The organism is Jatrophihabitans sp. GAS493 (assembly GCF_900230215.1).
Taxonomy (GTDB): Bacteria; Actinomycetota; Actinomycetes; order Mycobacteriales; family Jatrophihabitantaceae; genus MT45.
Map to the genome: position 1 here is coordinate 15,477 of NZ_LT907982.1, position 18,788 is coordinate 34,264.

The 18,788-nt window shown below is 67.0% G+C and carries 16 protein-coding genes; 9 read left to right on the plus strand and 7 right to left on the minus strand.

Annotation, left to right across the window (positions count from 1 at the left end; all coding sequences use genetic code 11):
- The first annotated feature begins 93 nt into the window (after positions 1 to 93).
- Complete coding sequence (locus CPH63_RS00080; protein WP_096301010.1) at positions 94 to 1,098, plus strand: patatin-like phospholipase family protein; 1,005 nt, start codon at positions 94 to 96, stop codon at positions 1,096 to 1,098.
- On the opposite strand, the gene CPH63_RS23570 is transcribed toward CPH63_RS00080, so the two are convergent.
- Complete coding sequence (locus CPH63_RS23570) at positions 1,075 to 1,326, minus strand: monooxygenase family protein (protein WP_096301011.1); 252 nt, start codon at positions 1,324 to 1,326, stop codon at positions 1,075 to 1,077. The genes CPH63_RS00080 and CPH63_RS23570 overlap by 24 nt on opposite strands.
- Between CPH63_RS23570 and CPH63_RS00090 the strand changes: the two genes are divergently transcribed.
- A complete protein-coding gene (locus tag CPH63_RS00090; RefSeq protein WP_096301012.1) occupies positions 1,319 to 1,912 on the plus strand; it encodes a dihydrofolate reductase family protein in 594 nt (197 codons plus the stop codon). The two genes, CPH63_RS23570 and CPH63_RS00090, sit on opposite strands and share 8 nt — an antisense overlap.
- Before the next feature lie 30 nt (positions 1,913 to 1,942).
- Here the strand turns inward: CPH63_RS00090 and CPH63_RS00095 are convergent, their stop codons facing one another.
- From CPH63_RS00095 to CPH63_RS00105, 3 genes are all read right to left on the minus strand, one after another.
- Positions 1,943 to 2,548: a dihydrofolate reductase family protein gene (locus CPH63_RS00095; protein WP_096301013.1), complete on the minus strand. Its 606-nt coding sequence runs from the start codon at positions 2,546 to 2,548 to the stop codon at positions 1,943 to 1,945.
- Positions 2,549 to 2,574: 26 nt separating this feature from the next.
- Positions 2,575 to 3,864, minus strand: coding sequence for a glycosyltransferase family 4 protein (locus CPH63_RS00100; RefSeq protein WP_206745619.1), 1,290 nt, complete (start codon positions 3,862 to 3,864; stop codon positions 2,575 to 2,577).
- Positions 3,865 to 3,970: 106 nt separating this feature from the next.
- Positions 3,971 to 4,699 (minus strand): hypothetical protein, encoded by a 729-nt coding sequence (locus CPH63_RS00105; RefSeq protein WP_157749169.1) that lies wholly within the window; start codon positions 4,697 to 4,699, stop codon positions 3,971 to 3,973.
- Between the two features lie 193 nt (positions 4,700 to 4,892).
- Here CPH63_RS00105 and CPH63_RS00110 point away from each other — a divergent pair, with 193 nt between their 5' ends.
- Positions 4,893 to 6,107: a hypothetical protein gene (locus CPH63_RS00110; protein WP_096301016.1), complete on the plus strand. Its 1,215-nt coding sequence runs from the start codon at positions 4,893 to 4,895 to the stop codon at positions 6,105 to 6,107.
- Positions 6,100 to 7,470, plus strand: coding sequence for an O-antigen ligase (locus CPH63_RS00115; protein ID WP_096301017.1), 1,371 nt, complete (start codon positions 6,100 to 6,102; stop codon positions 7,468 to 7,470). The genes CPH63_RS00110 and CPH63_RS00115 overlap by 8 nt, the downstream gene beginning before the upstream one ends.
- A gap of 45 nt (positions 7,471 to 7,515) precedes the next feature.
- On the opposite strand, the gene CPH63_RS00120 is transcribed toward CPH63_RS00115, so the two are convergent.
- The 3 genes from CPH63_RS00120 to CPH63_RS00130 all read right to left on the minus strand — a co-directional run bounded on the left by CPH63_RS00120 (position 7,516) and on the right by CPH63_RS00130 (position 12,494).
- Positions 7,516 to 8,661, minus strand: a complete 1,146-nt coding sequence (locus tag CPH63_RS00120) for a glycosyltransferase family 4 protein (protein WP_096301018.1) — start codon at positions 8,659 to 8,661, stop codon at positions 7,516 to 7,518.
- Positions 8,662 to 8,825: 164 nt separating this feature from the next.
- A complete protein-coding gene (locus CPH63_RS00125; protein WP_096301019.1) occupies positions 8,826 to 10,367 on the minus strand; it encodes a DUF4082 domain-containing protein in 1,542 nt (513 codons plus the stop codon).
- Positions 10,368 to 10,871: 504 nt separating this feature from the next.
- The gene (locus tag CPH63_RS00130) at positions 10,872 to 12,494 is read right to left on the minus strand and encodes a DUF4082 domain-containing protein (RefSeq protein WP_172892126.1); all 1,623 of its coding nucleotides are present in this window, start codon (positions 12,492 to 12,494) and stop codon (positions 10,872 to 10,874) included.
- Positions 12,495 to 13,231: 737 nt separating this feature from the next.
- Between CPH63_RS00130 and CPH63_RS22665 the strand changes: the two genes are divergently transcribed.
- From CPH63_RS22665 to CPH63_RS00155, 5 genes are all read left to right on the plus strand, one after another.
- On the plus strand, positions 13,232 to 14,668 hold the full coding sequence (locus CPH63_RS22665; protein WP_197704502.1) for an MFS transporter: 1,437 nt from the start codon (positions 13,232 to 13,234) through the stop codon (positions 14,666 to 14,668).
- A 5-nt stretch (positions 14,669 to 14,673) separates the two neighbouring features.
- Positions 14,674 to 15,681: a PD40 domain-containing protein gene (locus CPH63_RS00140; protein WP_157749170.1), complete on the plus strand. Its 1,008-nt coding sequence runs from the start codon at positions 14,674 to 14,676 to the stop codon at positions 15,679 to 15,681.
- Positions 15,678 to 16,796 carry a glycosyltransferase family 4 protein gene (locus CPH63_RS00145; RefSeq protein WP_096301022.1) on the plus strand — a complete coding sequence of 373 codons (1,119 nt, stop codon included), beginning with the start codon at positions 15,678 to 15,680 and terminating at the stop codon, positions 16,794 to 16,796. The genes CPH63_RS00140 and CPH63_RS00145 overlap by 4 nt, the downstream gene beginning before the upstream one ends.
- Positions 16,793 to 17,548 carry a PIG-L deacetylase family protein gene (locus CPH63_RS00150; RefSeq protein ID WP_096301023.1) on the plus strand — a complete coding sequence of 252 codons (756 nt, stop codon included), beginning with the start codon at positions 16,793 to 16,795 and terminating at the stop codon, positions 17,546 to 17,548. The genes CPH63_RS00145 and CPH63_RS00150 overlap by 4 nt, the downstream gene beginning before the upstream one ends.
- Positions 17,549 to 17,642: 94 nt before the next feature.
- Positions 17,643 to 18,758, plus strand: a complete 1,116-nt coding sequence (locus CPH63_RS00155) for a glycosyltransferase family 2 protein (protein WP_157749171.1) — start codon at positions 17,643 to 17,645, stop codon at positions 18,756 to 18,758.
- The last annotated feature ends 30 nt before the right edge of the window (positions 18,759 to 18,788 follow it).

The window sequence follows — 18,788 nt, forward strand, 5'->3', positions numbered from 1 at the left end:
TCCCTCCAGTGCACGATCGCGCGACTGACCTAGTTTGCGACCGACGTAATCGCCACCGGAGCGCCCACCAAGCACTTCGCGAGAGGCGACCCCATGAACGCAACACCCTTTTCAAATCAGCACAACACCTCGACGACCCCCGCTGACCGGTCGAGCTCGGAACAGCATCAGCCAGAGGCGGATTCCACGTCTCGAACGGCCACCGCGGGCGAACGCGCGCTTGTCCTCGGCGGCGGCGGATCGACCGGCAACGCGTGGCTCATCGGCGTCATCGCCGGCCTCAGCGCGGCTGGGCTCGATGTGACCGAAGCCGATCTGATCATCGGGACCTCGGCCGGATCGACCGCGGCGGCGCAGATCAGCGGCGCCTCCCCGAACGAGTTGCTCGCCGCCATCCTCGACGCGGCATCCCAGCCGTCGACGACGGCGCCTGGACGCGACCGCAGGCCGCCGGCGATGGGACCAGTGGTCAACCAGCTGCAGCGGTTGCGCGAGATCATCGACTCCGCCGCGGACGTGGCCGACCTGCGCCGCAGACTGGGGGCGGCGGCGAGTGACCGCGATGCGACGGCGGACGGTCCCCGGCAGCTGCAGTGGCGGGCCACCGTGGCGGCCCGGCTGCCCAGCCAGGACTGGCCGGACCGCAGGATGTTCATCACTGCGATCGACGCCGACACCGGCGAGCCGGTCGTCTTCGATCGCCACAGTGGAGTCGAGCTGGTGGATGCCATCGCGGCCAGCTGCAGCAACGGCTTCGGACTCCCGCCCTACCGCATCGGCGACCGCCGATACCTCGACGGCGGCTACCGATCCAACGCCGAGAACGCCGATCTGGCACTCGGATACGGACGGGTACTCGTGCTCTCACCGTTCGGCGGAAGGTCACTGCATCCGCCGGCCTGGGGCACGCATCTGGCCACCCAGATCGAGGAGCTTCGCGCCCACGGCAGCCGGGTGGAGACCATCTTCCCCGACCCCGACGCCGAGCACATGTTCGGTGCGAATGCGATGGATCTGTCGCTGCGCCCGGCCGCCGCCCGAGCCGGCTTCGAGCAGGGAAGAGCCCGGGCCGAACTACTCGCCCCGTTCTGGCGCTGAGGTGCTGATAGCCGCCGACTGGCTGCGGCTGGGTGGGCGCCGGGCCGAGAACGTCGAACCGCGGGCGGGCTGCACCGGTGCGAATTTGGCCAGGCCAATGGCCGGCATGTCGATGTAGATCGACTCCATCGCCCCGCTGCGGGAGTACGTCTCATGCCAGAAGCCCGTGCCTGCGCGGTCCTGCAGCAGCCTCGGGTGATTGCCTGGATACGATCGGGCCGTGCTGATCTACTCGATGGGCGTCTCCGTGGACGGCTACATCGCCGATCGTGACGGTAATTTCGGGTGGAGCCCCCCGAGCGACGAGCTCTTCGCCTTCCACCTCGCGCGCGTAAGTGGGCTCGGCTCCTACCTCTGCGGCCGCCGGCTCTACGAGACGATGCTGCCCTGGGAGACCGAGCCCGCGATGCGCGAGACCGAACTGGGCGCCGAATTCGCCGACGTCTGGGCTGCACTACCGAAGGTCGTCTTCAGCCGAACCCTGGATAGCGTCCAGGGAAACGCCCGCCTGGCGCGCTCGTCGGTGGCTGAGGAGATCGCCACGGCGCTGGGCGAGACCGGGAACGGCGCGACAGGGAAGGACGAGATCGGGAAGGACGCCGAGATCGGCGGCCCCGGGCTCGCCGCCGCGGCGATCGAACTCGGCCTGGTCGATGAGCTGCGTATCTTCCGCCTGCCGATCCTGGTCGGTGGCGGCACGCCCTACCTACCTGTGACGGCCGAGGAGACACCCCTCGACCTCATCGAGACCAGAACCTTCGACTCACACGTGATCTACGAGCGCTACCGGCGCGCCCGCCCCGACTCACCCTGAAGATCTCCACCGGATTCGTCCGGGACGGCCTCAGCTGCGGCGGTAGCGAATATGGGTGGTCAGAGGGGAGTGAAGCACCTCGACCGGCTCGAAGCCGAAGGACTCAACACCGTCGAAGATGCGCTCGCCGGAACCGAGCAGCACGGGCGCGATGTCGAGGGTCAGCTCATCGATCACCCCGGCCGCGAGTGCCTGCCGGACCGTCGAGGCTCCACCGGCGATGTCCACCCCGCTATCCCCAGCCGCCTCAGATGCGGCGGCGTAGGCGGCGTCGAAACCCTCGGTGACGAAGTGAAAGGTCGTCCCGCCATCCATCGGGATCGGATCATGGCGGTGGTGGGTCAGCACGAAGACCGGCGCGTGGTACGGCGGTTCGGGACCCCACCAGCCCGACCAGTCTTCCTCGTCCCACTCCCCACGGATCGGGCCGTACATGTTGCGCCCCATCACATACGCACCGCGGGGGCGCATGAGCCACCCCGTGGCGAGCTGGTCAGCCTCATTGGCCCGGGGGTCGCCGATGTGCCAGCCGTGCAGCTCCTGCCCCCGCTTGCCCAGCGGGTTCTCCCGGCTCTGATCCGGTCCGGCGACGAAGCCGTCCAATGAGATGGACATGTGGCAGGTGGTGTCCGACACCGCAACCTCCTGATTGATCGCGACCGTCAGGCCCGATGCTGGATGAAATCGGCCAACCGCGCCGGATCGTCCAACGCTATATAACGTCGGCCGCGAGCGTCGGAGGTCCTGGCGTTCTGGGCAGCCAGAGCCTCGGGGTTGACCGGATACCCGTCCTCGGGCAGGCCGAGCACCCGCTGCCAGACCCGCACATACTTGTCGCGCTGCGGAGCCCAGTCGAGCTCGGCGGCGACGCGGGTGCGGGCGAGGGCGCCCCGCCGGGCCCGCTCACCGGGGTCGTCGAGCAGCAGCTCCCAAGCCTGCGCGAAACCGGCGAGGTCTCCGGACGGCAGGTAGATCGCGGACTCGCCGGCCGAGACCCGCGTCTCGACCAGGTCGAAGCTGATCACCGGTAAGCAGTAGGCCATGTACTCCATCGTCTTGTTCATCGTCGAGACGTCATTGAGAGGGCTCTTCGGGTCGGGGCAGATACCGATGTCGGCCGTCGAGAGGTAGTCAGCGATCTCGGGGGCGGCGACCCGACCGGTGAAGGTCACGTACTCGTCGAGGTTGAGTTCGACGGCCAGCTCCTTCAGCTCCTCGAGGCAATCGCCGAAGCCGAGCAGCGCCAGGTGACAGTCCTGGCGGCCGCGGCCGTGGACGAGTTCGGCGAGGGCCCGCAGCGCCTGGTCGACGCCGTCCTGCGGCCCCATGATGCCGAGGTACACGGCCAGTCGCTCCTGCCCACCGCGCAGTGCCGGGACCGGCTCGACCGGGCGCATCACCGTGGTGTCCGGTCCGCTGCGCACGACGGTGACCGTCTGCGGGTCACGCCCGCCGCGGTTCAGCGCGATGCTGCGGTAGGACTCGTTGGTGGAGATGACCTCGTGCGCGGTCCGGTAGGTCATCTTCTCCAGCCAGCGCAGCGCGCCGAACTGCACTCGGGCCCCGGTGGACTTCGGCGCGCCGAACCGGGATAGGAAGACCTCCGGGTTGAGGTCGTGCTGGTCGTAGACGAAGCGCTTACCGAATGGGCGGTAGAGCAGCGCCAGCGCCCAGTACGTGTCCGGCGGGTTGCAGGCCTGGATCGCCCCGAAACCGTCCCGCGCCGCCACCAACAGCGACAGCAGCGCGGTCACCAGCCAGCAGTAGATGAACTCGTACATGTAGCCCAGCACGCCGGAGGCGGCCGGTGGCGGCGGGTACTTGTAGATACGGACGCCGTCGATCTCCTGGATGAACGGGTCGCCCGGGCCCTTCGGGCAGATCACCGAGACGCCGATACCGACGTCGCGCAGCGCCTGGCACTCCAGCCACACCCGCCGGTCCAGCGGCACCGGCAGATTCTGAACGATTATCAGGACTCGTCGTCGCCGTGCGCCCATCTGCACTGCTCCCCTTACCGACTGATCTGTGCGGTGGATGTGGATCTTCGGTAGCAGCCTAGCGAGCGACCCGGCGCAGCAGCGCCATGGCGGCGCCGGTCAGTGAAACGCCGAGGATGAGGACGGCCAGCGCGGAGCGTGACCGGCTGCCATGAAGGTAGGTCACCTCGGGCTCACCCTCGGGAACGAGCTTGGTCCGGATCAGGTTCTCGGCGCTGACCTGCCGCTGCTGCTCGAGGTCGTTCAAGACCTTCGGAATGCGCACCAACAGCTGGTCCATCTGGGCCTTCACCTCGTCCGGATTCGAACCGGCGACCTGCACATCGAGCCACGGTTCGGTGTGGCCCGGGACGAACTGGCCGCCGGTCTGGGGAAGGGTCACCGACCAGCCGTCGCGCACCCCCATGCCGACGATGGTGATGCTCTCATCGTTCGGCGGTGGCAGCGGGTCCGGATCCACGATCTTGGCCACCACGCCGGCCGCACTGATCAGGCTCCGGGTCGAGACGCCGAGCCCGTTCGGGTTGTCCGAGCTGAGTGGGATGACGAACCTGACCTGAGTCTGTGCGAAGAAGACGCCGGGGGCCTTCCTCGCCACCATCGCTCCGGCCAGGGTCACCACCAGACCGCAGATCGCCGTGAGCACCAACGCCCACCGCAGCCGGTTACCCCGCTGAATCCAGCGCCGTCCCAAGCGCCGCGGCGCGGGAGGATCGCCCTGGATCTCCGAGTCCAAACCAAGGATCGGCTGAGGCTCGACCTCTCCAACGGGCGTTTGGGTCCTCACTCCGCATACAATACGGAAAGCAAACACGGTCGAGCACTTCGTCGCAGCGATCGCACAGCAACGTTCCAAGCCGATTAGGGCGATTGGGGGCGATCAGGTCGGTCGGCGACACGGACCCTCCCCGATCGCCACTACTCAGCGCCAGTCCCGAGCGACCAGATACAACCGAAGCAGCCAGTGGAGGTTCGAAGCCGTGCCGCACAAGCGCGTTGCCCTGCTGCTGCGGCGCTGGTACATCGTCCTGCTGGCGCTGTTCATCACCGCCGGACTGGTCGCGGTGGCCTTTACCCAGGTTCCGGCAACCTACAAGGCAACGGCGAACGTTCTGGTGATCCCGCCGGCCGGGGCCGGGGCCAACCCCTACCTCGATCTGGGCGGCCTCAACGGGGTCGGCGATGTCCTGTCGCTGAACCTCTCCAGCATCGACGCCGCGAAGATTCTGACCGACGAGGGCGTGACCGGCACCTATCTCGTGGCCACTGACGACTCTTCCAGCGCACCGCTGATCACGGTCACGGCAACCGACAAGTCACCGGAGGGCGCACTCGCCACCATGCATGCCGTGGTCGCGCTCCTCTCGCCGCGCCTGCAGCAGATCCAGCAGAACCTGAACGTGCCCAACGGCCATTTCCTCACGATTCAGCCGGTGAATGCCGACGACACCGCGAAGCCGATCCGCAAGAGCCAGCAGCGCGCCATCATCGCCGCCGTCGGCATCGGGGTGCTGATCGGGTTCGGAATGCTGGCCGGAGTCGAGAACCTGTCGGCGCGCCGGGCCCGCAAGCGGGCCATCGAGGCTGAGCGGCAGCAGGAGGCGGTGGAGGCGGCGCTCGCCGCCCACGCAGCGGCCGGCGATCAGGCTGAGACGGCTGATGGCGCGGCCGTCGATGGCATCGCAGTAAACGGCTCCGCCGTAAACGGCACCGCCGTGAACGGGACCGCCGTCAATGGGTCCGCCGTCAATGGGTCCGCCCATAACGGTTCGGCGGTGAACGGGCACACCAACGGCAGTCACACCAACGGCGGTCAGAACAACGGCAGCGTCGTCGGGTCCCCGATCGCCGCTCCGCTCCCCGCCGCGGCGCCCGACGAGGGGCAGCTCGGGGCCGGCGCCCACACAGCTGACTCGACAGCAACCACAGCGGTCGCAGCCGACCGGCCGGCGAAGTGGTCGCTCTTCCGCCGCCGCCGTCGTCACGCCGCTCACGTCGCCGCCCGCGCCGAAGCCGCCCGTTTGGAGAGCAGTGACGCCACCGCCGCCGACAACGAAGCCTCCGACAGCACCTCATCAGGCGAGCCGGTAGCGGCCAACGGCGCGCAGAGCTGGCCGGCGCAGGCCATCTCCGTGCCGGAGATCGGTTACGTTCCGGTGCGACGTCGCAGCGGCTCCTCTTACGAACGTGACTGACGAGCCATCTCACACCGAGAAGGGTCGCGCGTCGACACCGCCCGCTGGTGACGAAGAAGCGGCCGAACTCGATCCCGACGCGATCCAGAAGCACAGTCTCAACCTCCGGCTGCTGACCCTCCTGCTGGTTTTCCTGCTGGCGATCCCAGCTCGTCTGATCTTCAAGCCCATCGGCGCGGCCGGCACCCCGGCTGAGATGACCTGCGTGCTGCTCCTGGGCTACTGGGTCTTTCAGCGGCTCTCGACGCCGGCCCGCCACGCCCCCCTCGAACCGATCCAGCGAGCAATGCTGCTGTACATGCTCGCCGTTCTGGCCAGCTACGTGGCGGCCACGACCCGACCGATCGCGGCGAACGAACTGACCGGCGGCGACCGCGCACTGCTGACCGCCTGTAGTTGGCTCGGAGTCCTCTTCTTCGCCTCCGAACTCGTCAGCCGGGCCGAACTCGACATCCTGTTACGGCGCACCAGCTTCGGCGTCGGTTGCCTCTCCACACTGGGCGTCGTGCAGTTCGTGACCGGGCTGCCCTTCACCAACTACATCGTGATTCCCGGACTGACGTTGAACAGCGCGCTGACGTCGGTACTGGAACGCAACGGACGCAATCGGCCCGCCGGAACAGCGACGCACCCGATCGAGTTCGGCGCCGTACTGACGATGGTTCTTCCGATCGCGCTGCACTACGCGCTTTACGACACGCACCGCAGCAAGGTCAAGCGGTGGTTCCCGGTCGTGGCCATCGCCATCGCCATCCCGATCTCGATCTCGCGCTCGGCCATCGTCAGCGCCGCCGTCGCCCTCATCGTTCTGATTCCGTCCTGGCCCAAGGAACGTCGTCGCCGGGCCTACGCCTCCATCGTCGGGCTGCTCGGCGTTGCCTACCTGTTCATTCCGGGGCTGCTCGGCACGCTGACCGGACTCTTCACCGGCATCGGCGAGGACAGCAGCGCGAGCTCGCGCACCAACAGCTACGCCGTGGCCGCACATTTCATCAAGACGAACCCGATCTTCGGCCGAGGCCAGGGCACCTTCCTGATCGGCTATCACATTTTCGACAACTTCTATCTGGGAGCTGCGGTCGAGACCGGCGTGGTTGGCGTCGCCGCGATCCTCACGCTGTATCTCACGGCGATCATCACCAACCGCAAACTACACAACGTCGCCCGTGACGAATCGACGCGCGACCTCGCGCAGGCATTCGCCGCTTCCTTCGCCGCTGCCGCTCTGAGCACCGCCCTTTACGACGCGTACTCCTTCCCGATGGCCACGACGCTGCTGTTCTTTCTGCTCGGGTGTGCCGCAGCGCTGCGCCGAAGAGCGAGGGCCGGCGATGTGGGCGAGACCGCACTCGCCCCCAGCTAGCCGGATCAGCCGGATGCGCCGGTGCCGCGCCCAGGCTCTCGCAAGCTAGCTCGTGGCGGCGCCCATGATCTCGACGACCTGGCGGCCGGCTCGAGACCATGAGTAATAGGCGCGCGATTCGTCAGCCGCAGCGCTCGTGCGACGAATCAGTTCATCATCGTCCAGGGCGGAAGTTATCAGGTCGGCCAGCTCGTCCGCGGAGTCCGAGGTGACGAGGGCACCGTTACGTCCGGGCTGAATTATCTCGGGCATCGCGAAGGCGTCCCGCCCGACACAGGGCAGGCCGCGACTCAGCGCCTCCACGAAGACGATGCCGAATGCCTCGAACTGCGACGGCAAGACAAACAGGTCATGCTCGTCGACCAGTCGCGCGACCTCTTCGTTGGAGACCGGGCCCAGGAACGTCACGCCGGCCGGCGGTTCGCCGGAGAGTGGCCAGGCCTTCGGCCCAGCGATGGTCAGCGTGACATCCGCCCGCTCGCCGTCCCGCAGAATCTTCAGGGCTTGGAGTACCTGCACTCCGCCCTTTCGTTCGAAGTTTCGCCCGACGAAGAGCAACCGCGACCGTCGGCCGGCCAAGCGTCGGGCCGTGACTGCGGAGAGGTCGACCGGTGTCTTCGCCGCCGTCGCCCCCGGATGCACCACGTGCACCTTCTCGGCCGGGACGCCGGAGGTCGTCACGAGATGGCTGGCCAGCCATTGGGATAGCGCGATGACGCCATGCGAGGTCTCGTAGAGGCGTCGTTGCCGGTCGCGCAGACGTCGGATCGTCGCCAAGCTGAGCGACGAGAACTGCATCTGAACGCCCTTGTCGGCCTGCTCCAGGTCCAACAGGAGGTCATAGCTGAGATCCTGCAGAAAGAAGTAGGGCGTCCGCGTCGGACCGAGATCGCCGATCTGGAGGATCGCGTCGAGGGGACGGCTCTGCCTGTTCGCCTCATCGGCGCGGGTGAGGCGGCTTGAGTTGAGCAGCCGCGCCGGTCTCGTGTGCTTCCACAGCGACACGAGCTTCCCGTCGCGCCGGCGCGCGTATGCCGCCTTCAGCGCGAGTCGGGCGGGCTCGGGGTAGGTCAAGTCGATGTCGACGATGTCGCACTCCGATCGCATCCCCTCACGCAGTTGCCACGGGGTGTGCGACCAGGTTGCTTCGGGCTGCGGATCCCAGGCACAGGCGAAGCCAACACGGAGCATCACCGAAGACTATCCGAGCGCCGGGGGCAGCGCCGGGAAACCGGCCACGGGAAATGAGCCCAACCGGAGACAGAAGCGCCCCCGGCCTCCGAAGAGGTCAGGGGCGCTTCCGAGTCGATCCGGGTCGGCCGGGCGTCAGTCACTGACGTCCGGCCGGCCGGTGCCTAGCAGGTGGCGGTGCTGAGGGTCTTGTTGTCCGACACAACCGAACCGGCGGGAACCGAGTAGCCGGTTACCTGGAATCCCTTACCGAAGGTGTTACCCGTGAGCGTGACCTTTCCTGCGGTGTAAGCCGCGAAACCGTAGGAGGTCTGGTTGCCGCGGGTGTCGTCAGCGGTGAAGCAGTTGCCGGTTGCCGTGATGTTCTGCGTCCCGATGTCCTGGACGAAGACCGCGTCGTTGGTGCCACCCTGGAAGGTGTTGTGGGTGAGTACGACCGGTGCGGTGGCCTGCGTCATCTGGATGCCGTCCGAGTGGACGCCCGGAATCTGGTCGATGACCAGGTCGTGGATGAAGGAGTCCTGAACGGTGGTGCCACCGTCGAGGCGGAGCCCGTCACTGGTGTGGTGGACGCTCGTGCGAATGATCATGTTGTTCGGGCCACCGGTGTAGATACCGATCGCGGCGTTGTAGGTGGTGCCATTGGCGCCACCGCCGACGTCAACGCTGTCCAGCGTTGAACCTGAACCCATCGACACGCACCAGCTACCTTCACCGATGCAGCGGACCTTCGAGTTGATGAGCTTCGCGCCATTGCCGAGGTTGACCGCACCGGAGATGTCAAGGTTGCTCAGGGTCGTGTTGGCCGGAACCGAGACATTGCCGGAGCGAACGGTGAGGGTGCCGGTCGGGCCGGTGTTGGCGGCTGACGGGAAGGCCGAGGAGATCGGAGCCGGGGTCGGAGCGGCGGTCGGCACCGGCGTCGGGGCCGGGGCAACCGTCGGGACCGGGGTCGGCTTCGGAGTCGGAACAGCCGTCGGCACCGGCGTCGGGGCCGGGGCAACCGTCGGGACCGGGGTCGGCTTCGGAGTCGGGACAGCCGTCGGCACCGGGGTCGGGGCCGGCGTCGGAGCCACACTCGCGCCGGCCTGGAAGACGACGTCGACGTAGTAGGACGAGGCGTGCCAGGTGCTGGTCGGGAAAGCGCTGCCACCGCCGTAGGCGTAGACGCCCGCGGTCGCATTCAGCGAGCCGGTGTTGATCGACGCTCCGGCGAATGCGTTCTCAAGCGAGGCATAGTGGCCGGAGTTGGTGTGGTAGGACGCGACGTAGGTGGCGCCGGCCGAGACTGCGATCGGCTTGGCGAAGTCGACCTCCTGCCAGCCCGAGGTCGACTCGTCGCTGAAGGTCGCGGTTGCGAGCTTGGCTCCGCTGGAGGACCAGAGGTTTCCAATGTGGACGCCGGAGTTCTTCTTGCTCTTGAAGTAGCGGATGCCGAGGATCGAGCCCGACTTGAGGGTCGAGAACTTCACTCCGAGTTCAACGGCGCTGCTGTCACTGTCGGCCTGGACAGCCGGAACAATGCTCGCCGCGTACAGGCCACTGGTGATGGTGGCGGCTGAGGCGTTGCCGGAGATCGCCGCAAATGACAGGGTGCTGGCGAGCGTTACGGCGACGGCGCCGGCGGCGACCTTCGCGGCCCGACGGCGCTTGCTGGGGGAATCTTGCAACTTCTGGACGTGGGTGATTCGAGTGTGCTTCAGCACGGGTTTCGCTCCTGACTGGCGCGTCTTTGTTGCGCGCTAGCGTTGCTGATGCCAACCCGAACTTCGGGTGATCCAGACCGTCTGGAGAGGGTTAGACATCATCATGTGGACAGAAATCCCCGACCGGCGCTCCGACAATCCCCAGTGATTTGCACTGGATCATGCCGATTCGACGGCCCCCAAATGGAACTGGATCTTGACGCCGAGCAGACATGCGTCTACCCGGCGAGACAAACGTCCCCGAGATGGTGGTGCTTCCCCTTTGATCGGTCTGGCCTCACTCACTTGGAGCGAGGTCCCCGAGACCTTTCAAGCATGTGCGGGCACTGGCTAGTCAGTACATCAGTGCACGCTCGCCGGCTCCCAAAGCCTGGCGACTCGTAGAGATTACATCGAATCTCAGAGGCTCGCGACCGCTAGCGAGTCTCTTTACCTAGACAAAACATCGTGTTCGATGGCGCCCGGTCGGCGCCCCAGCGCCGGCCGCACGTCTGTTGTGTCTGACTACACGCTCTTTCCCGTGAGATCGGTGTTGCCGGACTTCGTGCTCCCGGATGGGACGTTGTAAGGACCGATCTCCCACTTGGTGTCGAAGACGTTCCCGGTGAGGGTGACGTGTCCGGACTGGTTCGGAACCGTGAGGCCGTAGTCGCTCAAGCTCACGTTGGGTACCAGATCAGCCATCAGCAGGTTGTTGGTGACCGTCAGCGTCTGCGTCCCGTTGTCCTCGGCGAAGATGGCGCAGTACGTACCACCGGTGATCGAGTTGTGATTGATGACCGTCGGGTACTGCGCCTGCGTCATCTGGATCCCGTCGGAGTGAACGCCGGGGATTTGATTGATGATCAGGTCGTGAATGATGCTGTCCTGCAGCGTCGTCCCACCGTCGACCCGCATGCCATCGCTGGTGTGATGGATGTTCATCCCGGTGAGGACATTCTTCGGGCCGCCGGTGTACACGCCGATCGCAGGATTGAAGGTGACACCATTGGCGCCGCCACCGACCTCGACGTCGGTAACCGTGTCATTGGAGTCCAACGCCAAGCACCAGTTCGGTTCACCGATGCAGCGAACGCGCGAGTTGATCAGTTTCGACCCCACACCCATCGACACCTGGCCACTGACGTCCACGTTGCTCAGCGTGGCCCCGGACGGGATGCTGACGTTCCCCTTGCGCACGGTGAGCACACCGGATGGGCCGGTCGTCGCGGCGGTGGGGAAACTGCTCAGGCCTGGCTTCGTCGATACCGCCACCGGCGTCGGAGCCGGCGTCGCCGCCACCTTCGGAGTCGGATTCGGGGTCGGCTTGGACGTCGGTTTCGGCGTCGGCTTGGCTGCGACCACAGTGGGGCGCGGCGTCGGTGCCGGCGTCACGGTCGGGGCGGCGGTGGGCACCGGGACCGCCGTCGGAGTGGGCCGCGCGGCCGGCTTGCCGCTCGGCCGGAAGAGCACGTCCACGTAGTAGCCGCTGTCTCGCCAGGTGCTGGTCGGGTAGCCGGAGGATGCGCCGTACCGGTAGACACCCTTCACGCCACTGAGGATCGAGGAGCCGATGTGAGCGCCATGGGCGAAGGCGCCGATCTGCTGGGCGTAGAACCCCATATTGGTGTGATACGAGGCGGTGTAGGTCTGGCCGGCCTGCACGGCGACCGGGCGATCGAAGATGAGGCGCTGCCAGCCGGAGCCGCTCTCGTCCTCGAACTGGGCGGAGGCCAGCCGCTTACCGGTTGGACTCCACACGGTGGCGGTGTGCACGCCGGTGTTACGGAAGCTCTTGAAGAATCGAATCCCCAGCACCGAGCCCGAGACACTTGCTTTGAATTGGACGCCCAACTCCACCGCACTCGAGTCGTTCTCCATAACCTGGACCGGCCGGGCGTTGGTGGCGTAGAGACTGAAGACGGTGCCCTGATCGCCGAGCGCGCCAGTGCCCTGGGCGGTGAAGGCCACGATGCCGAGCAGGAGTGCCGCGACGCCGAAGAAACCGATCGAGTGGCGACGCCGAGCAGCCCGTCGCGCCCGTCGCTTGCCGACGCGACTGGTCGTGCTCTGCCTGAAGCCGCCAACGGCAGTCGAGCCCGTCGAACTCCCGCTGCCTTGAGACCGTGCAGCGCCGTGCTTCGGCAAGATGCTCCTCCAAGTCGATCGTTCGGTCGATCGCGTAGTCGATCGACTTCGTTCGCTCGGCCCTTCCCTTTGCTGCGAAATCGTTGAATACGATCCGCGGTCCCACTGGGAATGGCGCTCAGACATTAGCACCGGGATCCATTCACGTATCAGCGCCGAACGAACACAGCACCGCAGCAGAACAGATCACGGTAATGGACCCATTGAAATTAGCGGACGGGTCCGATTGAGCCAATCCCCAAACTGGCCGATATATGTTTCAAGTGAGGCGACCCGCGTTATCAGTAGCCGTGAGTGACTGAATCGACGAATTCGAAATACGTTCCATACCTGTGCCGACGCCACGGCCAACCTGGGGCAGGGCCGCGGCAGCTAATCCCGTCGTCTCCGCCGGCAGACCTGACCGCACGCCCTCGCACGCCCCGGTCGGGCGCCTTGGACGCGGGTACCGGCCAATCCCGAAATGCTCAAAGAATTGCATTACCACACGGAGCGTGATGGATATGTCGCAGGGAGGCGCTTGGGGATTCCACCCCAGTTCCGAAGTCTGAGTTCTCGGTTAAGAGAACCCCTTCATAAACGGTTCCAGAGAGTTGATGTGATTTGACTCACATCACCTCAGGAACGCTCGCTAGCGGCCCCGATCCCCCCTAATCGGTTTCGCCAGGGGCGATTGCCAGAAACGCCCTAGAATCGAAGGACGAAGCAGATCCACCGATCTGCCAGAAGGAGCCTGGGTGTATCTGACGCTGCGCGATCGGCCGGCGCGCAAGCCCGCCGACGGTGCCGCCGCCGCCGAAGGTGCCGCCGACGCAGACGGCGCCGCCGCCGGCAGTAGGCACCGCGTAGCGGGCACCGTCGTCCTGCTGGGCATAGTCAGCATGTTCACCGATATCTCCACCGAGTCGGTCAACGCGGTACTGCCGAAGTACCTGATCTTTGTCGTCGGACTGAGCCCCCAGGCGTTCGGGTTCGTCAATGGCCTCTACAACGGGGTGAGCGCCTTCATCCGGATCTTCGGCGGTTGGCTGGCCGACCGCACCGATCGCCCGAAATGGGTGGCCTTCGTCGGGTATTTCGTCTCCGCACTGAGCCGGGTCGGGCTCCTCTTCGCGACCAACCTCACGGCTATCGGGACGGTCATCACCGGTGACCGGCTGGGAAAGGGCCTGCGAACCGCTCCCCGGGACGCGCTGATCGCGGCCGCCTCACCCGAGGAGTCCCTCGGACGGGCCTACGGGGTGCACCGATCGCTGGATAGCCTCGGCGCGGCCCTTGGGCCGCTGCTCGCCTTCTGGATTCTCACCGTGGTCAGCAACGGCTTCCACGCCGTCTTCGTGGCCTCACTGGCCTTCGCCATCGTCGGAGTCGCCATCCTGTTGCTGGTCGTACCGGACATGCGGCCACGCCGCCGAGCGCGCGCGGCGGTCGCCGATTCCGGCCGGGTTCGGGCCGGCGCCGCCCACAGCGACAGCGACAGCGACAGCGACAGCGACAGCGACGAGTCGGCGGCGACCAGCGCGACGGTCAGTCCGGCTGAGATAGCGCAACCCCCAGCCCCGCAGCGACGGGGCCTCGACTTTCGCCAGATCGCGAATCCGCGGATGGCGCGGCTGCTCGGTGCCGCCGGCCTGCTGGGGCTACTCACCGTCGGCGACGCCTTTCTCTACCTGCAGCTGCAACTGCGCGACGACCTGGCCAACAACTACTACGCGCTGCTGATGGTGGGGATGAACGTCTCCTATCTCGCGGTCGCGGTGCCGCTCGGGCGCCTCGCCGACCGTGTCGGGCGGGGCCGCGTCTTCGTCGGCGGCCACATCGCCCTCCTGGTCTGCTACTTCTGCGCAGCCGGGCCGCTCGTCGGCCCCGCCACCTCGATCGGCTGCCTGATCCTTCTCGGCACCTACTACGCCTCCACCGACGGCACCCTCGCCGCCCTCGCCGGCGGCGCCGTCGACCCGCAGATCCGGACCAGCAGCATCGCCACCGCGCAGACGTTCCAGGCATTGACCATGTTCGTCTCGTCGCTGATCGTCGGCCTCCTGTGGAGCCAGATCGGGCTACAGGACGCGATTCGCTGGTACATCCCCATCTTGGTGCTGGCTCTGCCGTTCGCCGCCCTCTTGATGCGCGGCGTACAGGTCACCCGTCCCGGCCGGGCCCGTAACGCATGACGGGGATGAAGGCGCGGATCGCCGCGCTGGTGGCGATCTGTGTTCTGGCCATCGGCGCCGCCGTCATCTACCTGGTGCGCAGCCACTCCACCCAGACGGAGGCGGTACAGCACGCGGCACCGGTTAAGACGACGAGCCCGGCGACGATCCAGGCCGAGCCCCACATCGTCTACCGCAACACCGCGCTGGGTACCCAGTACGGAATGGTGGCGATGTCGGCGCTCAGCGCGCCGGCCGGCCCACGAGCCATCACCAGCACGTCCTGCGACCGTGTCTACGCGGCGAGTTCCAAGATCCTCTGCCTCTCCTCGAAGATCGGCATCGTGACCACCTACGCGGCGGCCGTGCTCAACGACGACATGACCAAGGTGCAGAACCTCCCGCTCTCCGGCATCCCCAGCCGGGCCCGCCTCTCAGCCGACGGCAGCTATGCGGCGAGCACCAGCTTCATCTCCGGTGACTCCTACGCCGGCACCTCCTTCTCCACCCGCACGATTCTGTCCAAGGTGGGAAGTACGGAGTCGAGCAACCTCGAGTCCTACACCCTCATTCACAACGGTCAGTCGATCCATCCGGTTGATGAGAACTTCTGGGGCGTGACGTTCGCCGCCGACGGCGACACGTTCTACGTGACGGCCGAGTGGGCCCAGCACACCTGGCTCTCGCGCGGCAGCATCTCCAAGCACCAGATCGTGACGCTGCACGAGGATGCCGAGTGCCCCTCGCTCTCGCCCGACGGCAGCACCATCGTCTACAAGCAGCGAGGCAACCTTCCCTCCGGGCATTGGCGCCTCGTCCGCTACGACATCGCCTCGGGTAAGGTCACGCCGTTGGCCGAGACCCGCAGCATCGACGACCAAGTCGCATGGCTCGACGACAGCACGGTGATGTACGGCGTGCCGCGGAGTGGTTCGCAGGCGGCGGTCGACGATGTATGGAAGGTACCGGCGGATGGGACGGGTAGCCCGGTGTTGCTGATTCCCCAGGCCTGGTCGCCGGCGGTGGTGCGGTGACGCCGCAGCGGGAGCGGATCAGCTTCCTCTCCCCCGACTACCCGAGGTTCCCCGGCGGCGGCGCACTCGTCTACTACACCCAGGCCAGCCACCTCGCCCGCCTCGGCTACGACGTCAGCGTCATCCAGCCGCTGCATCTGCGGGCTGCCTACCCGGGTCGTGCCGTTGACCTGCTCCGCGGGAAGGTCCGCGACGTGCGGGCGGGGAGCATCCGCCGCCGGATCGGCTGGATCACGCCCGACCCCCGGGTGCGGACCATCTTCCTCGACCGCCTCGACGAGAGTTCCGACCTGCCGCCGGCCGACCTGCGCATCGCCACCTATTGGCGCACCAGTGAGATCCTCGGCGCCCGTGACTTCGACGGTGCGCAGAATCTGCAGTTCATGCAGGCCTACGAGACGTGGGGTGGTCCGGTGGATCGGGTCGACGCGACCTGGCGGCTGCCGTTTCACACTGCGGTGGTCTCGGAGACGTTGATGCGCAAGGGACGTGAATTCGGCATCCCGGATGAACGCCTGCACCTGGTACCCAACGGCCTGGATCATGAGCTCTGCCGGCCGGCCGCGCCGGTCGAAGGGCGCGGTCCATGCGTTGCCTTTCTGGTCCACGAGGCGGCCGTCAAGGGACTGGCCGACACCATCGCCGTGGCCGAACGGATACGGGCCGCCCGACCGGACGCCACCTTCATCGGTTTCGGCGGGCGCCGCGCACCGGCCGAGCTACCGGAATGGGTCGAGTACGTCCGCCGGCCGGTCGGTCGGGAACTCGTCGAAAAGGTCTACAGTCGCGCCGCTGTGTTTCTCTGCGGCAGTCACAGCGAGGGTTGGGGTCTCACCTCGATCGAGGCGATGTCCTGCGGTGCCGCGCTGGTGAGCACCCGAAACGGCGGCGTCGACGATTTCGCCACCGACGATGTCTCCGCGCTCCTACGCGACGTGGGTGACATCGCCGGGTTGAGCGACGCGGTGCTCGAACTGCTCGCCGACGAACCCCGACGCCTCAGCCTGGTCGAGAAGGGGCTGCAGCGGGCGGGAGAACAGGCGAGCTGGTACGAGTCGGGTGAGATCTTCCACCAGGTGGTGCGCACCGCGCTGGACTCGCCGGTAGCCCGATGAGCGGGCGAGCAGCCGGCGTCCGCGCCGCCGTGCGCGACCAGTTGATGAAGCGGGCTCACGATGTCACCGACGGCAGCCGTCGCAGCGTGCTGGTGATAGCTCCGCACCCCGACGACGAGACGCTCGGCTGCGGTTCGCTTATCCTGCGGGCGCGGCGCAGCGGGGCCCGGGTCACGCTCGTCGTCGCCACCGATGGAGCGGTCTCCCACGAGACAGATGACGCCATCTCGCTGGCCGCCCGGCGCAGCGCGGAACTTGCGGCGGCGGCCACCCTGCTCGGCGTCCCGGCGGCCGACGTCATCGAACTGCGCTACCCCGACGGCGAGCTGAGCATGCACCGCAACGGGTTCGCCGACGAGTTGGTGAAGCTGATTCAGCAGCGACGTCCGGACGACGTGTACACCACCTGCCAGGCCGACTGGCACCCTGACCATCGCGCCGCCGCGATCGCGGCCCGCGACGCCGTGGCCCGCTGCGATCCCGCACCGAGACTGCTGGAGTACCCGATCTGGCTCTGGACCGACTGGCCGGTGTCCCGGCGCTACCGAAACGGGCGCGGGCTGCTCCGCGCGCTCCGGATCCTCATCGGCGCCGAGGTGGAGAAGGTCCGGATAGCCGAGCTGCGCGAGCAGAAGCGACAGGCGCTGCAGGCCTACGCCAGCCAACTCGGCGACGAAGACGCCCTACCGGCTGAGGTGATCGACCGGGCACTCACCGGGCCGGAATTGTTTTTCCGGCTCCCGCCCGGCTGACCGACGGCCCGGATGTTCGCTAAAGTCTGAGCTAGCGATCGATCGTCAGGATCGAGTTCCGCAGGCTTCACCGGACGTCACGACAGGGAGCACATTGCCGAGCGTTAAGTTGCAGAAACTTGCCCTCGCCGGCGTCTCGACCGCTCGCGTGCTCCCGCCCCAGGTGCCATCACAGCAGGCCCAGCGGCCCACGGTCACCGTCGTCGTGCCCTGCTACAACTACGGCCGCTACCTCGAGGAGTGCGTGGCCAGCATCCTCACCCAGCCCGACGTCGAGCCCGATGTCATCATCGTCGACGATGCCTCGCCCGACGGCAGTGGTGAGGTCGCCGATGGCATAGCCGCACGGGACCAGCGCGTCCAGGTCATCCACCACCCCGTCAACACCGGGCACATCACCACCTACAACGACGGGCTGAGTGCGGCCACCGGCAAGTACGTGGTGCTGCTTTCGGCCGACGACCTGCTCACTCCCGGCGCCCTCGGACGGGCGGTGGCGCTGATGGAGGCCGAGCCGTCGGTCGGGTTCGTCTACGGATACGCACTCACCCACCGGGACGGGCCGCTCCCGCCGGCCCGACAGGATGTGCAGAGCTGGACGGTGTTCGGGGGCGAGGAGTGGATCGACTGGCGGTGCCGCTCGGCGAGCAACTCCATCGTCTGCCCCGAGGTGGTCATGCGGACGGACATCCAGCACGCCATCGGCGGATACCGCACCGACCTGCCGCACACCGGAGACTTCGAGATGTGGCTGCGGGCCGCCGCGGTGGCTGACGTCGGGCTCCTCGGCGGCGTCGACCAGGCGTACTACCGGCTGCACGGCGAGAACATGAGCCGTGGCATCTACGCCAGTGTGCTGACCAACCTTCAGGAGCGCGAGCACGCGATCGACACCGCGCTGGCCACCATGCGCCCGAACCTGCGCCAGCCCGACCGGCTGCAGGAGACCGCGCACCGGGCGCTGGCTCGTGAGGCCCTCGAACACGCCATCACCGCCGTGGTGAAGCACGAAGATGCCGAGAACTCAGTGCGGGCCTACCGAGAATTTGCCGCGAAATGTTGGGCATCGGCGCCGGAACTGCGCAATTGGCGGCTGCTCGATTCGGCCGACCCGTCGCGGGTCAACGCGCTGCGGATGCGATCGATCTACTACGTCAAGAACCTGCAGGCCAGAGTATCGTGGCGGCGGCGGCGTTGGAGCGGGATCTGAGCGGCGTCTGAGCTGCGTCTGAGCTAAGCC

What these genes read in the sequence shown, in the direction of transcription:
- CPH63_RS00080 (WP_096301010.1), top strand. Translation starts at nt 94, where the DNA reads ATGAACGCAACACCCTTTTCAAATCAGCACAACACCTCGACGACCCCC.
- CPH63_RS00120 (WP_096301018.1), bottom strand. Translation starts at nt 8,661, where the DNA reads ATGCTCCGTGTTGGCTTCGCCTGTGCCTGGGATCCGCAGCCCGAAGCA.
- CPH63_RS00140 (WP_157749170.1), top strand. Translation starts at nt 14,674, where the DNA reads ATGAAGGCGCGGATCGCCGCGCTGGTGGCGATCTGTGTTCTGGCCATC.
- CPH63_RS00150 (WP_096301023.1), top strand. Translation starts at nt 16,793, where the DNA reads ATGAGCGGGCGAGCAGCCGGCGTCCGCGCCGCCGTGCGCGACCAGTTG.